This is a genomic window from Pseudomonas sp. SLFW, from assembly GCF_009905615.1.
Taxonomy (GTDB): Bacteria; Pseudomonadota; Gammaproteobacteria; order Pseudomonadales; family Pseudomonadaceae; genus Aquipseudomonas; species Aquipseudomonas bambusae.
In genome coordinates this window covers 76,146-91,745 of sequence record NZ_JAAAKW010000010.1, presented here as the reverse complement: position 1 = coordinate 91,745, position 15,600 = coordinate 76,146, and the positions used below count along the sequence as shown (strand labels likewise).

General features: G+C 60.4%; 11 protein-coding genes. 5 read left to right on the top strand and 6 right to left on the bottom strand.

Annotated features, from left to right (window positions below; genetic code table 11):
- Positions 1-90 precede the first annotated feature (90 nt).
- Together gyrA and mtnA are read right to left on the bottom strand one after the other, a co-directional pair.
- Complete coding sequence (gene gyrA, locus GVN17_RS18350) at positions 91-2,889, bottom strand: DNA gyrase subunit A (RefSeq protein WP_166596673.1); 2,799 nt, start codon at positions 2,887-2,889, stop codon at positions 91-93.
- A 305-nt stretch (positions 2,890-3,194) separates the two neighbouring features.
- A complete protein-coding gene (gene mtnA / locus GVN17_RS18345; protein ID WP_166596672.1) occupies positions 3,195-4,271 on the bottom strand; it encodes an S-methyl-5-thioribose-1-phosphate isomerase in 1,077 nt (358 codons plus the stop codon).
- Between the two features lie 228 nt (positions 4,272-4,499).
- Here mtnA and GVN17_RS18340 point away from each other — a divergent pair, with 228 nt between their 5' ends.
- The 5 genes from GVN17_RS18340 (at position 4,500) to GVN17_RS18320 (ending at position 9,586) form a co-directional block, all read left to right on the top strand.
- The gene (locus tag GVN17_RS18340; RefSeq protein ID WP_166596671.1) at positions 4,500-5,828 is read left to right on the top strand and encodes a TRZ/ATZ family hydrolase; all 1,329 of its coding nucleotides are present in this window, start codon (positions 4,500-4,502) and stop codon (positions 5,826-5,828) included.
- 80 nt (positions 5,829-5,908) lie between these two features.
- The gene (gene ubiG / locus GVN17_RS18335) at positions 5,909-6,607 is read left to right on the top strand and encodes a bifunctional 2-polyprenyl-6-hydroxyphenol methylase/3-demethylubiquinol 3-O-methyltransferase UbiG (RefSeq protein WP_166596670.1); all 699 of its coding nucleotides are present in this window, start codon (positions 5,909-5,911) and stop codon (positions 6,605-6,607) included.
- Positions 6,608-6,610: 3 nt separating this feature from the next.
- On the top strand, positions 6,611-7,282 hold the full coding sequence (gene mupP / locus GVN17_RS18330; protein ID WP_166596669.1) for an N-acetylmuramic acid 6-phosphate phosphatase MupP: 672 nt from the start codon (positions 6,611-6,613) through the stop codon (positions 7,280-7,282).
- 261 nt (positions 7,283-7,543) lie between these two features.
- The gene (locus GVN17_RS18325; protein WP_166596668.1) at positions 7,544-8,290 is read left to right on the top strand and encodes a YciK family oxidoreductase; all 747 of its coding nucleotides are present in this window, start codon (positions 7,544-7,546) and stop codon (positions 8,288-8,290) included.
- Positions 8,291-8,659: 369 nt separating this feature from the next.
- Positions 8,660-9,586, top strand: a complete 927-nt coding sequence (locus GVN17_RS18320; RefSeq protein WP_166596667.1) for a GGDEF domain-containing protein — start codon at positions 8,660-8,662, stop codon at positions 9,584-9,586.
- A 6-nt stretch (positions 9,587-9,592) separates the two neighbouring features.
- On the opposite strand, the gene GVN17_RS18315 is transcribed toward GVN17_RS18320, so the two are convergent.
- The 4 genes from GVN17_RS18315 to GVN17_RS18300 form a co-directional block, all read right to left on the bottom strand.
- Positions 9,593-10,390: an iron-containing redox enzyme family protein gene (locus tag GVN17_RS18315; protein WP_166596666.1), complete on the bottom strand. Its 798-nt coding sequence runs from the start codon at positions 10,388-10,390 to the stop codon at positions 9,593-9,595.
- A gap of 36 nt (positions 10,391-10,426) precedes the next feature.
- Positions 10,427-12,892: an EAL domain-containing protein gene (locus tag GVN17_RS18310; protein ID WP_166596665.1), complete on the bottom strand. Its 2,466-nt coding sequence runs from the start codon at positions 12,890-12,892 to the stop codon at positions 10,427-10,429.
- A gap of 274 nt (positions 12,893-13,166) precedes the next feature.
- Positions 13,167-14,954 (bottom strand): ABC transporter ATP-binding protein, encoded by a 1,788-nt coding sequence (locus GVN17_RS18305; protein ID WP_166596797.1) that lies wholly within the window; start codon positions 14,952-14,954, stop codon positions 13,167-13,169.
- Between the two features lie 43 nt (positions 14,955-14,997).
- Positions 14,998-15,600: a DsbA family protein gene (locus tag GVN17_RS18300; RefSeq protein WP_166596796.1), complete on the bottom strand. Its 603-nt coding sequence runs from the start codon at positions 15,598-15,600 to the stop codon at positions 14,998-15,000.

The window sequence follows — 15,600 nt, the reverse complement described above, 5'->3', positions numbered from 1 at the left end:
GAATTCGAAACGGCCTGGCCACCAGGCGTGTTGCGCAAGGGCTGGCCAAAGCCAAGAGGGCCCTGCAAGGGCCCTCAAGTACAACGTCTATCAGTCCTGCGGTTCTTCGTCGGAAGTAGCATCGGCTTGCAGATCGCTGGCCGATTCGTCAGCGTCGGCCTCGGACAGGTTGGCAAGCTCGCCATCCAGCACGTCGCCGTCCAACGCTTCGCCTTCGAGCCCTTCACCTTCGACTTCGGACGGCTCCTGAACACGCTCCAGGCCGACCAGTTTCTCGTCTTTCGCCAGCTTGATCAGGGTCACGCCCTGGGTGTTACGGCCCAGACTCGACACTTCGTCGACACGGGTACGAACCAGGGTGCCCTGGTCGGAAATCAGCATGATCTCTTCGCCGTCCTGCACCTGAACCGCGCCGACCAGACGGCCGTTACGCTCGTTGCTGACCATGGCGATAACGCCCTGACCGCCACGCTTGTATTCAGGGAACTCAGTGATTGCCGTGCGCTTGCCGTAGCCACGTTCGGAGGCGGTGAGAATCTCGCTGCCTTCTTCCGGGATCAGCATGGAAATCAGCTTCTGCCCTTCGGCCAGGCGCATGCCACGCACACCGCGCGCCGTACGGCCCATGGCGCGAACGTCGGATTCCTTGAAGCGGGTGACCTTGCCGCCGTCGGAGAACAGCATGATTTCCTGCTCGCCGTCGGTGATGGCTGCGGAAATCAGGATGTCGCCTTCGTCCAGCTCCAGCGCGATCAGACCGACGCTGCGCTGACGGCTGAACGCCACCAGCGGGGTTTTCTTGACCGTACCGTTGGCGGTGGACATGAAGATGAACGGGGCCTTCTTCTTGTCTGCGGCCTTGATACGCGCCTTGCGCTCTTCTTCGGTCTCGTTGCTGTTCTCGATGTCTTCGACATCGGTTTCCACGCCTTCGGCCTCTTCTTCGTCAGCCTGCTTGCGCATGGCTTCCAGATCGACCGGCAGCATGGTGGTGATGTATTCGCCTTCGCTCAACGGCAGCAGGTTGACCAGCGGACGACCACGGGCCGCGCGGGACGCTTCCGGAATCTCGTAGGTCTTGAGCCAGTACACCTTGCCCTTGCTGGAGAACATCAGCAGCGTGGTGTGGCTGTTGGCGACCAGCAGGTGAGCGATGTAGTCCTCATCCTTGACGCCGGTAGCCGATTTGCCTTTGCCGCCGCGACGCTGAGCCTGATAGACGGCCAGCGGTTGAGTCTTCGCATAACCACCGTGGGAGATGGTCACGACGCGCTCTTCTTCCGGAATCATGTCGCCCAGGGTCAGGTCCAGACGCGCATCGAGAATCTCGGTGCGGCGGACATCGCCATATTCGGCACGGATCAGTTCCAGCTCTTCGCGGATGACTTCCATCAGGCGCGTGGAGCTGTTGAGGATGCGGATCAGCTCGCCGATCTGAGTCAGGATTTCCTGATACTCGGTCAGCAGTTTTTCGTGTTCCAGACCGGTCAGACGGTGCAGACGCAGTTCCAGAATGGCCTGAGCCTGTTCCGGCGACAGGAAATACTTGCCGTCACGCAGCCCGTATTGCGGGTCGAGGTTTTCCGGGCGGGACGATTCGGCGCCTGCGCGCTCGACCATCTCGACCACGGCGCTCGATTCCCACGGCGTGTTGATCAGGCCTTCCTTCGCTTCGGCGGGGGTCGGCGACGCTTTGATCAGTTCGATGACCGGGTCGATGTTCGACAGGGCAACGGCCTGACCTTCGAGGATGTGGCCACGCTCGCGAGCTTTGCGCAGTTCGAACACGGTGCGACGGGTGACGACTTCGCGGCGGTGACGAATGAAGGCTTCCAGCAGGTCCTTGAGGTTGAGGATCCGTGGACGGCCGTCGATCAGCGCAACGATGTTGATGCCGAATACGCTTTGCAGCTGGGTCTGGGCGTAGAGGTTGTTGAGGATGACCTCAGGCACTTCGCCGCGACGCAGCTCGATGACCACGCGCATGCCGTCCTTGTCGGACTCATCGCGCAGTTCGGTGATGCCTTCGAGCTTCTTCTCTTTCACCAGCTCGGCGATCTTCTCGATCAGACGCGCCTTGTTCAGCTGGTACGGCAGCTCGGTGATGACGATCTGCTGGCGACCGCCAACCTTGTCGATGTCTTCGACGAGGGAGCGGGCGCGCATGTAAATACGGCCACGACCGGTCTTGTAGGCTTCGACGATACCGGCACGGCCGTTGATGATCCCCGCTGTCGGGAAGTCAGGGCCGGGAATGTAGTGCATCAGTTCGTCAACGGTCAGGTCGCCGTTGTCGATCAGCGCCAGACAACCGTCGATGACTTCGCCGAGGTTGTGCGGCGGAATGTTGGTCGCCATGCCCACGGCAATACCGCTGGAGCCGTTGACCAGCAGGTTGGGAATACGGGTCGGCATGACCGCCGGGATCTGTTCGGTGCCGTCGTAGTTGGGCACCCAGTCGACAGTTTCCTTGTGCAGGTCCGCCAGCAGTTCGTGGGCCAGCTTGGTCATGCGCACTTCGGTGTATCGCATGGCCGCGGCGTTGTCGCCGTCCACCGAACCGAAGTTGCCCTGACCGTCTACCAGCAGGTAGCGCAGGGAGAAAGGCTGGGCCATACGTACGATAGTGTCGTAGACCGCAGTGTCACCGTGAGGGTGATACTTACCGATGACGTCACCGACCACACGGGCGGATTTCTTGTACGGCTTGTTCCAGTCGTTACCCAGTTCGCTCATTGCGTACAGTACACGCCGGTGCACGGGCTTCAAGCCGTCGCGCGCATCGGGCAGAGCTCGTCCGACGATGACGCTCATCGCGTAGTCGAGGTAGGACTGCTTCAGCTCGTCTTCGATATTGACCGGTAGGATTTCTTTGGCCAGTTCGCCCATGAGAAGCTCGATTCCTTTTTCTGGTGAAACCTCGCACATCCATCCGGGATGAACGAAGCTCGCCGCCGCCGGCGATTGCCTGGCGACGACTTACGACAAATCAGCGAGTTAAGCCATGGATTTGCGCAGTGAAGGGGGCCGCAATGCGCCCCCTTGGAAACCGCCGGATGTTACCACAATCGTCGTCGGACACGCAGCATTTGAGCGCCCTGCAAACACGCCATTTCGCCATCAGCGGCCTGAGAAGCGCTCACAGGCCCCTTTAGCGCTGACCCGGCTGGCCGGTAGCGCCTGCGACAAAGTGATCAATGCAAGCGTTTACGGCACATCAGCTGGGCCATTTTTGCCGTGTCAGGACGTTCGACGATGCCTTTTTCAGTCACGATGGCGTCGATCAGGTCCGCAGGCGTCACGTCGAACACCGGATTGAACGCGTCGACCTCGGCGCCGAGGCGCTGGCCGCCCACGTTCAGAATCTCGCTGCCGTCGCGCTCTTCGAGGGGAATGTCTTCACCGGTGGCGAGGTTCAAGTCGATGGTCGAACTCGGCGCGACCACCATGAAACGCACGCCGTGGTGCATTGCCGCGACGGCCAATTGATAGGTGCCGATCTTGTTCGCGACGTCCCCATTGGCGGTGATGCGGTCGGCGCCGACGATGACCCAGGTCAGACCCTTGGTTTTCATCAGGTGCGCAGCGGCCGAATCAACGGTCACGGTCACCGGGATGCCTTCGTTGGCCAACTCCCAGGCCGTCAGGCGCGAGCCTTGCAGCCAGGGGCGGGTCTCGTCGGCGTACACGCGCTCAATCATGCCTTCTATATAGGCAGCGCGAATCACGCCGAGGGCCGTGCCGAATCCGCCCGTTGCCAGCGCGCCGGCGTTGCAGTGGGTCAGCACGGTTTGCAGGTTGCCCTGATGCTTGCGAATCAGGTCCACGCCGAGCTGCGCCATGGTCAGGTTGGCTTCACGGTCGCTGAGGTGAATCGCTGCCGCCTCAGCTTCCATGGCCGGACGCGGGTCATCACCCTCTTTGATCCGATACAAGCGCTCGCGCATGCGATTCAGCGCCCAGAACAGATTGACGGCCGTGGGTCGGGCGTTGACCAGTAGATCGAAATCCTCTTCCAGCGACATTTGCCAGTGGCCGCCTTGGGCGTAGCGCTCGAACACACCAAGAACCAGGCCATAGGCTGCCGCGATGCCGATGGCCGGCGCGCCGCGCACGACCATGCTGCGGATGGCTTCGGCGACCCCTTCAGCGGTGTGATAGGCCAGCCACGTCTGCTCGAAGGGCAGCACGCGCTGGTCCAGCAGGTACAGCGTGCCATCCCGCCACTCGATGGCCTTGACCTTTTCTGCGGCCAGTAACTGATCGCGCATTGCACACCCCACATGATGAATTTTGAAGACCAGGGCGCTCAGAACATTCGAATCATTGCGGTGATCGAACCTTGGCTTTCGCGAGCTCGCTCGCTCCCACAATTTGTTTCGGATGCCAGAAATCAAAAGGCCAGCAGCTGAAAAAGCCGCCGATTATAGCGAGCCGCCCGCCAAGACGCTCGGGTATACTTCGCCGTCCCTGTATTGCGCCACTGGAAGCCCGTTCCCATGCCTGATTCCGCTGCCCCGCTCGACCTCTTGCTCCTGCCGGACTGGCTGGTGCCGGTCGAACCCGCTGGCGTCGTGTTGCCACAACACGGAATCGGCATTCGTGACGGCCTCATCGCGTATATCGGCCCCAAGGCCGAAGCCTTGCGGCAAAACGCACGGGAAGTGCGCGAGCTCCCCGGCATGCTGCTCAGCCCCGGCCTGATCAACGCCCACGGCCACGCCGCCATGACGCTCTTTCGTGGGCTGGCCGACGACCTGCCGCTGATGACCTGGCTGCAGGACCATATCTGGCCCGCCGAAGGCAAGTGGGTCGACGAAGACTTCGTGCGCGATGGCACCGACATCGCCATCGCCGAGCAGCTCAAGGGCGGCATCACGTGCTTCTCTGACATGTATTTCTTCCCGAAAGTCGCCGCCGAACGCGTGCACAACAGTGGCATTCGCGCACAGATCACGGTGCCGGTGCTGGACTTCCCGATACCCGGTGCCCGCAATCCTGATGAAGCGCTGCACATCGGCATCGAACTGTTCAACGACATGGCCCATCACGACCGCATCCGGATCGCCATGGGGCCGCACGCGCCTTACACGGTCAGCGATGAAAACCTGGAAAAAATCCGGGTCATCGCCGACGAACTGGACGCTGCCATTCACATGCACGTTCATGAAACCGCCGCTGAAGTCAGCGAGGCTGTTCAACAACGCAATGAGCGGCCATTGGCGCGGCTGCATCGCCTGGGCCTGCTGGGCCCGCGTTTTCAAGCCGTGCACATGACCCAGATCAGCGATGACGACCTGGCCATGCTGGTAGAAACCAATTCCAGCGTGATTCACTGCCCCGAGTCGAACATGAAGCTGGCCAGTGGCTTTTGTCCGGTCGAGCGGCTATGGCAAGCGGGCGTCAACGTGGCGATCGGCACCGACGGCGCGGCCAGCAATAACGATCTGGATTTGCTCAGCGAAACCCGTACCGCCGCCTTGCTGGCCAAGGCCGTCGCCGGTTCCGCCACGGCGCTGGACGCCCACCGGGCGCTGCGCATGGCGACATTGAACGGCGCACGCGCCCTGGGCATCGAAGACCAGACCGGGTCGCTGCAACTCGGCAAGGCAGCGGACATGACCGCGTTTGACCTGTCGGGTCTGGCGCAGCAGCCGGTGTACGACCCGGTGTCCCAGTTGATCTACGCCAGTGGGCGGGATTGCGTGACCCACGTGTGGGTCGGCGGCAAACAATTGCTGCAAGACAAGCGCCTGACACGCATGGACGAAGACGCGCTGATCAGGACCGCCAAGGCCTGGGGCAACTGCATCGCCGCCAAGGGCTGACGACGGGCGCACAGCTTTTTTCACGATCAGGGCCACGCGCCGTGATCGGCACCGAATTTCACGTTTTAGAGGGATCACACATGAGCAACGTCGACCACGCCGAAATCGCCAAATTTGAAGCGCTGGCCCATCGCTGGTGGGACCGCAACAGCGAGTTCAAGCCACTGCACGACATCAACCCGCTGCGGGTGAACTGGATCGACGAGCGCGTCAGTCTGGCGGGCAAGAAGGTGCTGGACGTCGGTTGTGGCGGCGGCATTCTCAGCGAGGCGATGGCCCTGCGCGGCGCCACGGTAACCGGCATCGACATGGGCGAAGCGCCGCTGGCAGTTGCCCAGTTGCATCAGCTGGAATCCGGCGTCAGCGTCGAATACCGCCAGATCACTGCCGAAGCCCTGGCTGAAGAAATGCCCGAGCAATTCGATGTCGTGACCTGTCTCGAAATGCTGGAGCACGTGCCCGATCCGTCCTCGGTGATTCGCGCCTGCTACAAGATGGTCAAGCCGGGCGGCCAGGTGTTTTTCTCCACCATCAACCGCAACCCGAAGGCGTACCTGTTCGCAATCATCGGGGCGGAATACATCATGAACCTGCTGCCTCGCGGCACCCATGACTTCAAGAAATTCATCCGCCCTTCCGAGCTGGGCGCATGGAGCCGTCAGGCGGGTCTGGAGGTGAAGGACATCATTGGCCTGACCTATAACCCACTGACCAAGCACTACAAACTGGCCTCGGACGTCGACGTCAACTACATGATCCAGACGCTGAAGGGGGCCTGAGTCATGCGCCTGAGAGCGGTTCTCTTCGACATGGACGGCACGCTGCTCGACACCGCACCGGACTTTATCGCGATCTGTCAGGCGATGCGCGCCGAGCGTGGATTCCCGCCGGTGGAAGACAAGCTGATTCGTGATGAAATCTCGGGCGGCGCCAAGGCGATGGTCGCGGCGGCGTTTGCGATGTCGCCGAATGAGCCGGAATTCGAGGCGCTGCGTCTGGAGTTTCTGGAGCGCTATCAGAAGGATTGCGCCGTCCACAGCCGGTTGTTCGACGGCATGGCCGAATTGTTGGCCGACATCGAAAAAGCCAAGCTGATCTGGGGCGTGGTGACCAACAAGCCGGTGCGTTTCGCGCAGCCGATCATGGATCAGTTGGGGCTCAGCGGACGCTCTGCGGTGCTGATTTGCCCGGACCACGTGACCAAGAGCAAGCCGGACCCCGAGCCGTTGCTGCTGGCCTGCAAGATGCTCGATCTGGACCCGGCGAGCGTGCTGTTCGTGGGCGATGATTTGCGCGACATCGAGTCGGGCCGCGACGCGGGCACCAAAACGGCGGCTGTGCGTTATGGCTATATTCATCCCCACGACAACCCCGACCACTGGGGCGCGGACGTAGTGGTGGATCACCCGCTGGAATTGCGGCGGGTGCTGGACAATGCGTTGTGCAGTTGCTGACGGCCGTAACGTGCATTCGCGCGAACCGCTTTTGATTCTGCCCGGAGGGCGTGGGAGCTGGCTTGCCTGCGATCTGCCCGGGGTCGCGTCCAACCGAAGCGGCAGCAAAACCAGCGGATGCCGTACATCTGACACAATCGAGGTGTCAGATTTTACGACTGCTGCGCAGCCGATCGCGAGCAAGCTTGCTCCTACGCTCTCCGGGCAAAAGCCGTTCGCGGCGTGCCACTTTCCAAAGGACCTATCAAAGCGAGGCCCCTCATGTTCAATTACTCCGCCCGCCCCGAGCTGCTCAAGGACCGCATCATTCTGGTCACCGGCGCAGGCCGTGGCATCGGGGCTGCTGCCGCGAAAACCTATGCGGCCCATGGTGCGACGGTGTTGCTGCTGGGCAAGACCGAAGCGAACCTGACCGCTATTTACGATGAGATCGAAGCCGCAGGCCATCCTCAACCTGCCGTGATTCCCTTCGATCTGGAAACCGCCCTGCCCCATCAGTACGACGAACTGGCGGCGATGATCGAAACCGAATTCGGACACCTCGATGGCCTGCTGCACAACGCGTCGATCATTGGCCCGCGCACGCCCGTCGAACAGTTGTCCGGCGAACATTTCATGCGGGTGATGCACATCAACGTCAACGCAATGTTCATGCTCACTGCTGCGCTGCTGCCCTTGCTCAAACTGTCTCAGGACGCCTCGGTGGTGTTCACCTCCAGCAGCGTCGGGCGCAAAGGCCGTGCGTATTGGGGCGCCTATGGCGTATCGAAGTTCGCTACCGAAGGGCTGATGCAGACCCTGGCTGACGAGCTGGAAGACGTGGCCTCGGTGCGCGCCAACAGCATCAACCCCGGCGGCACCCGCACCGACATGCGCGCACAGGCCTATCCTGCGGAAAACCCGCTGAACAACCCGACGCCTGAAGAGATCATGCCGGTGTACCTGTACCTGATGGGGCCGGACAGTTCGGGGATCAATGGCCAGGCGTTCGATGCGCAGACGAAATAGCCATCAGCTACGGGCTGCCGCCCCCTGTGGGAGCGAATTCATTCGCGAAAAATAGACCAGCCGATAGAGATGCTTCGGCTGGCCTACCCTTCGCGAATGATTTCGCTCCCACAGAAAGTCTCGATGCCAACCTGAGTCCGCGCGGTCGGCTCGTTGCCAACCCTCCTCTCGGCGGTTTTCCGTCGCCTCTTTGTAGTCCCTCGGCCTGTGATCCGGTACGTTAGTCAATTCCAAGGCGCGAGTGAGCTGTCCATCAGCCCCCCTTGACGCTAACCGTCTGATTTCTATGGTGATCCGACTGAACGTTCGAATTGGCATGACTTTCGCTCTGTCAACGTCAGGCCCGATGAGAGGCGCAGGAGCGAAAACATGAGTTTTCCAACAAGAACCAATGCCATCGATTTTGACAGTGCAAGGCTGCAACGCTTTGGGTTCTCGCACGCGCAGACGCCTGCGCAGCCGCTTCTGGACTATGACCAGCTACAACGTCGCCTGGCCCTGCAACTACAGACCAGCCTCGAAGCAGACAAGATTCTCTCGATGTTTTTTCACAACGTGAGCCAAGTCATCCCCCTCGACGCGCTCATCTACAAGCATCTGGGCACGGACCTGCGTCTGGAGTTCGGTGAGCGGGCACGGCACAACGCCAGCTACCGCATGACGTATGAAGGCGAGCAGATGGGCGAGTTGGCGTTTCAGCGGGATCAACGTTTCAGCGAAGACGAACTGGCCCAGCTTGAATCGCTGCTGACCAGCCTGTTGTACCCGCTGCGTAACGCTCTGCTGTATCGCAACGCCAGCCTGAGTGCTCTGCGCGACCCGCTGACGGGCGCGGGCAACCGAATTGCGATGGAGCAGTCTCTGACCCGGGAAATCGAAATAGCCCGACGTCAGCAGCAACCCCTCTCGGTGCTGATGCTGGACATCGATCATTTCAAAGGCATCAACGATACCCATGGCCATGCCACAGGTGATGAAGTCCTGAGAGCGGTCGCGGATGCGATCAAGGACCGCCTGCGCAACATCGATCAAGTGTTCAGATTTGGCGGGGAAGAATTTCTGATCGTACTGACCAATACCGGTCGTGAGTCAGCCGCACTGGTAGGCGAACGCCTGCGTCATGCGGCACTGCAACTCACGTATCCGGTCAATGGAAGCCCGGTGGAACTGACCGTCAGCCTGGGCTGCTCGACGCTGCTGCCGGGGGAATCCACCGACAGCCTGGTGCGTCGCGCTGACACGGCCCTGTACGCTGCAAAACGCCAGGGCCGCAATCGCCTCGAAATGGCTGGCTGATCAGGCTCAGGCGCGAACAGCGAACCGGCGATCGAACGCGGGGGCTTTCGCTTCCTGCGGCCGTTCCAACACCATGCACCGTTCCAGGAACAGGTACATGTACTCATAACTCTTGCAGATCGCCATCCTGAGGTCCGCCTGCAGTTGCTCGCTGGGGTGATTGCCGGCCAGCGTACAAATGATTTCCAGGGCTTCCCAAGGGTGGGAATCGTCATATTGAGCGTGCATTTTCAGCCACTTCATCGCGCGCTTTCGCAACTCCGGCGGGAACAAATCTGCGTATGTCTCTTGTGAACATACGACAGCAGACCACTCACCGGTCGCGCCTTCGATGGCATAGTTAGTCGCTGCGATCGCGACGACCAGCGGCTCCGACGAACAGCTGTGCCAGCACCAGTGATTCAGTGCGTGCAACTCCGACGGAACGCGCTGCGCTTGCAGGTCCTCCAGCGTGACCCCATGGGCCGCGCTCCAATTTACCCAGTAATCGGCATGATTGAGTTCAACCCGAATATTGCGCATCAACCAGCGACGCGCCATGTCTTCGCCGGGATGACGGGCGAAACGGGTTTTGGTCAGGTTATGCGCCATGTAAACCGCAAACTGTTCAACGACAGGCCATCCGCCAATCAAATACTGGCGCATGGTCTTCGAACTCAGCTGACCATCTCGCATACGTTGATAAAGTTCATGCCCTACCACGCGTGCCTTGGCGTCACTGCAATCCTCGATCAATTGCTGTGCCCAAGCGGGGTAACTGCTGGCATCCATCAGCGGACCGGTTCTAATGAACATATCGATCACTGTGTAGCTCCTTATGTTTGTGTTGCATCGGGTTATTCAGCGAAATGTCCCGGGTGCGCTGAATAACATTGGGGTCTGCCTCGCGGGCCGTGCGTGCAGACATTCACAGGTGAATAATTGCGGTCGCTCGATAACGTACCCCTGAGCGTAGTCCACACCGATTTCCAATAACGCCTGCTCTATCTGGGGGCTTTCGACGAACTCAGCGATCGTCTGTTTGCCCATCACGTGCCCGATATGGTTGATCACTTCCACCATCGCCCGGTTGACCGGATCGTCGAGCATGTCTTTTACGAAACTGCCATCAATCTTCAAGAAATCCACAGGCAAATGCTTCAAGTAAGCGAATGACGACATGCCTGCACAGAAGTCATCCAGAGAAAAGCGGCATCCCAGACTTTTGAGTTCGTTAATAAACCGAATAGCACTGCCCAAATTGGCGATCGCACTGGTTTCGGTGATCTCGAAACAGATAAGTTCAGGAGGAATTGCGTAGATTTGGAACTGCTGTCGCAAATATTCGAGGAAGGCATCATCGCCAATACTGGTGCCGGACAAATTGATTGCACAGACGGCCATCGGGCCCTTGCGGTGATTGTCACTCAAACACTCGGAGATGATCTTGAAAACGTTCTGCACCACCCAGCGATCCAGGGTGCTCATCATGCCGTAGCGCTCGGCAGCAGGGATGAAATTGTCGGGCAGGATCAGGCGACCGGATTCGTCACGCAACCGGAGCAGGATCTCTACGTGGCCATTGCCATGGGCCGCCTCTCGGCTTAACGGCGCAATTTCCTGCGAGTACAGGCAGAAACGGTTGTCGTCCAGTGCCATGTGCAGGCGTTGAATCCAGGCCATTTCACCAAAGCGCGTGGAAAGCTCCGAATCGTCGTCGTGATACACCTGCACCCGGTTCCGGCCTTTTTCCTTGGCCATGTAGCACGCCATGTCGGCGGAGCGCAGCGAGGCTTCCAGGGTCGTAGGCGTGTCGGAAATGTGCACCATCCCCACGCTGACGGTGGTCACGAACGGACGCCCCTTCCACACAAAGTGCAGGCTTTCCACGGTCTCACGCAGGCCTTCAGCGATTCGCTCCGCCGCGTCGGGCGCGCAATGCTCCAGCAGAATGCCGAACTCGTCACCGCCCAGCCGCGCCAACGTGTCGCCTTCGCGAATCCCCTGTTGCAGCAATGCGCAGATGTGCCTGAGCAATTCGTCGCCCGCTGCGTGGCCGCTGGTGTCGTTGACCAGCTTGAACTGATCCAGATCGAGGAACATCACGGCATGATTGCCCGGATGATGCCCGAGACCGCTTAACGCCAGCTCCAGCCGATACTCGAATTCGCGACGGTTGGCCAGGCCGGTCAACGCATCATGAGTGGCCTGCCACGACAGGTTGGCGATGTACTGCCGCTCCTGGGTCATGTCGTGCAAGACCAGCACGGCGCCGCTGACTTTGCCCTCCGTGCGAATCGGCGAGCCCACCAGCGCGACCGAGACCGTGCTGCCGTCCAGACGCTGGATCAATTTGGCGTTTTCGCTGCCGCCCCCCAATTTGCCGCTGAGAATGTGGTCGATGAGCGTCGCGCTCTCCTTTTGGTCGTTCTCATCGATCAGGTTGAAAAGCGCGGCCAGCGGCAGACCGGTGGCCTGCCCGGTCTTCCAGTGCGTCATTTGTTCGGCGGCGGGGTTCATGTAAGCAATGGACCCGTCGACATCGGTGGTGATAACCCCGTCGCCAATGGACTCCAGCGTAATTTGCGCGCGCTCCTTCTCGGTTTGCAAAGCAAGGGCAAACGCGTGGCGTTGTTCCAGCAATTTATGAGTGCGCAGGAGCGCGAGCAGAATCAGGAAAATCGCGGTGGTCAGGTTGACAACCACCAGAATCCGCAAGATGACCCGCGAACCCTCTCCGAGGGCATCGCTGAACGCCATCGCGGCCGGGGTGACGCCCTCGTTGATGGCGTTGATCCGGTGTCGCCACTCCATCACGTCGGCGTTGGTGGCACTGCCATCGACAATGCGCCCGTGCATTTCATGGGCGACTTCATCCAGTTGCACCAGATAACCATCGCCGATCTTCCACAGGTCGATGGCTTTTTCCAGGTAGCTGAAATGGCGGAAATTCAGGTAGAGCCAGATGATGCCCTGAGCGTCGTCGGGATGGTTACCACCCTGCAGAATCCCCGCGTTGGCGCGAGCGATGTCCGGTTCGGGTTGGTCCATCGCCACCCGCAGGTCGTGGCCGCCCTGGGGAATGGCGATGGCTTTCTGGTATTTCTGATAATTGAGTTCGTCGCGGCTGTTGGCGTAGAGGTTCAGGTAATAAATGGCGTCCTTTTGCCCTTTGGACCAGAGACTCTCTCCACCCACGTAGCTGCGCACCGCTGACATCATATAAAGGCTGACGCAACCCAAGAGCGCCTGTAACAGCACCACAGCGATAAATGGCCAAACGATGCCCAGAAGACGGGGCTTCTCGAGAATCCGCTTTTGCTTCATGGTGTCCCTTTCATCAGCACTGCCAGATACTCACTTCCCCGGCCCAGGCGCCTGCCTGAAGCTCAAGAGACTCGGCTAATTTTCCACGATGCAGCGGTCAACTCTCGCCTCTTCAAGATAGCCGCTTAAGCAGCACTCGGAGAAGCGAGAGACGTAAATATGACGCTTTTCACATTTTCATTGAACACAGCGCTCAAGCGTAGCCCAAGAATTGACGTGTTCCAGTGGCGATACGCCATTTGAGACAACATGTGAGAAAAACCGACCAGCTGTATCAGAGCTGTTGCAGGTGCCCATACAGCCGTGCATAGAGGCCGCCATCGGCAATGAGCTGCTGGTGGTCGCCGTCTTCAGCAATTCGACCACCGTCGAAGACTAACACTCGATCGGCCTGCTTAACGGCAGACAGACGGTGGGCAATGATGAGCGTCGTACGACCGCTGAGGAAGCGGTTCAGGGCTTGATGAAGGTTGTACTCAGTCGCAGCGTCCAACGCTGAGGTGGCTTCGTCGAGAATGACCACCTTGGGGTCTGCCAGCACCATGCGAGCAATGGCCAGTCGCTGCCGTTGCCCACCGGACAGCCGCACGCCGGAACGCCCGACGACGCTGTCCAGCCCGAGCGGCAAGGCGCGAATCGTGGCGTCCAGTTGAGCGATTCCCAGCGCTTGCCAACAGGCCTCGTCGGTGCGCTCGCGGCCCATTGAGAGGTTGGCGCGGACCGTATCGTTGAACAGCGCCGGGTGTTGCAGCACGATGGCGACGTTTTCACGCACCGTTTCCAGGCCGATGTCTTCGAGGCGTGCGCCGCCGAAGCGGATCGTCCCGGATTGCGGACTGTAAAGCCCCAGCAACAGCTGCATCAACGTGCTTTTGCCTCCACCACTGGCGCCGACGATGGCGACCTTTTCGCCAGGCTGGATGGACAGGTCGAGTTGGTCCAGCACGCGCTCTTCGTTGTAGCCAAAGCACACACCGTGAACATCGATACTGACGGTGTCGCGCCCCGCGAACGGGTTCACACCACCCTCGTACTGCGGTTCGTCGGCGCGGGCGAGCAATTCGTTGATCCGGGTCAGCGCGCCGCCTGCCGCGTAAAACGCGTATTGCAGGTTCAGCAATTGCTCCACCGGCCCGATCATGAACCACAGGTAGCTGAACACCGCGAGCATGTGGCCGATCGACAGGTCGGAAAACAGCACGGTGAGCATCGCGGCGGCGCGGAAAATGTCGATGCCGAACTGAAACAACAGCCCGCTGGCACGGCTCGACGCATCACTTTTCCACTGCGAAGAAACGGCATAGTCCCGCACTTCGCGGGCACGCCCACCGAGCAGGCCGAGGAAATAGCCCTGGCGATTGCCCGCTCGGATTTCCTGGATTGCATCGAGGGTTTCGGTCAACGCCTGGGTGAAGCGCGAGGTGCTGTCGTTTTCCAGCTTCTTGAGGTGTTTGACCCGCTTGCCCAGTTTGACCGTGGCGAAAATCACCAACGGATTGAACAACAGAATCAACAAGGCCAGTTGCCAGTGCATCCACACCAGAATCGCGGCGGTACCGGTCAACGTGAGCATGGCGACGAGGAATTTGCTCAGGGTTTCGCCGACGAATTTGTCCAGCGTGTCCAGGTCGGTCACCAGATGCGCCGTCACCGTGCCGCTGCCGAGGCTTTCGTATTCGCCAAGGGAAATCCGCTTCAAACGTTCGATGAGGCGAACGCGAATGCGATAGACGATATCCTTGGCCAGCCCGGCGAACGAGCGCGCCTGAATCACGTTGAACACCAGCGCCCCGAGCCGCAGGCACAGCGTGGCGACCAGCATCAGCCCGATGTAACCCACCGGTTTGTGCAGGCTGTCCGGCAGGAAGCGCTGCATGAACAGCAACGCGGCATCGCCCTTGCCCAGCAGGACTTCGTCCACCAGCAACGGCAGCAAGAGAGGGATCGGCACCGAACACAGCACCGCCAGGACGGCCACGCCATTGGCGATCCACAAGGCTTTCTTGTGATGCAGCGCGAGTGCGCGGATCTGCGCCCAGTCGAGGCGATCGACCTGAGCCAGCGGGTTCTCGGCGGTGGGCAGTGGGCGTTCTATCTCGACGTCATCACGCACGGGTGGCGCGCTCCAGCCAACGGCTGAGCAATGGCGCCAGTGTCTCCAGAGGTTGATAGCCGTTGGTCAGCAACGCGAGCTGGCCGTCACGCTCGGCCAGCAGGGTCGGGAACCCGGCGATGCCGAGGTCTTGTACCCACGAAAAATCCGAGGCCGTCGCGGCGTGCTGTTCGGCGCTGTCGAAGGCCTCGGCGAATTCAATGCGAGGCAGCCCGGCGTTTTCAGCCAGCTCGGCTAGCACCGAGGCGCTGGTCGTGTCGCGGCCTTGCAGGTAAAACGCCTGCTGAATTTCTTTCACCAGTTTCCACGCGATGTCGGGGGCCAGGCTGCGTGCTGCGACGATGGCGCGACAGGCCGGTTCTGTGTCGTAAACGAACCCGTCCGGCAAGGCATCTTCAAATTTGAAGGTTTGGCCCGTGGTGTCCTGCACCGCGTGCCAGTGTTCGAGAATGTAACGCTTGGTGGTCGGCTCAAGGGCCGCGCCGCTGCCGGTGCGCAAACCGCCCACCACCAGATGCAACGGCACCCCGGCCGCACTCGCCTGCTCGACCAGGGCCTCGGCCACGGGGGCAAAGCCCCAGCACCAGGAGCACAT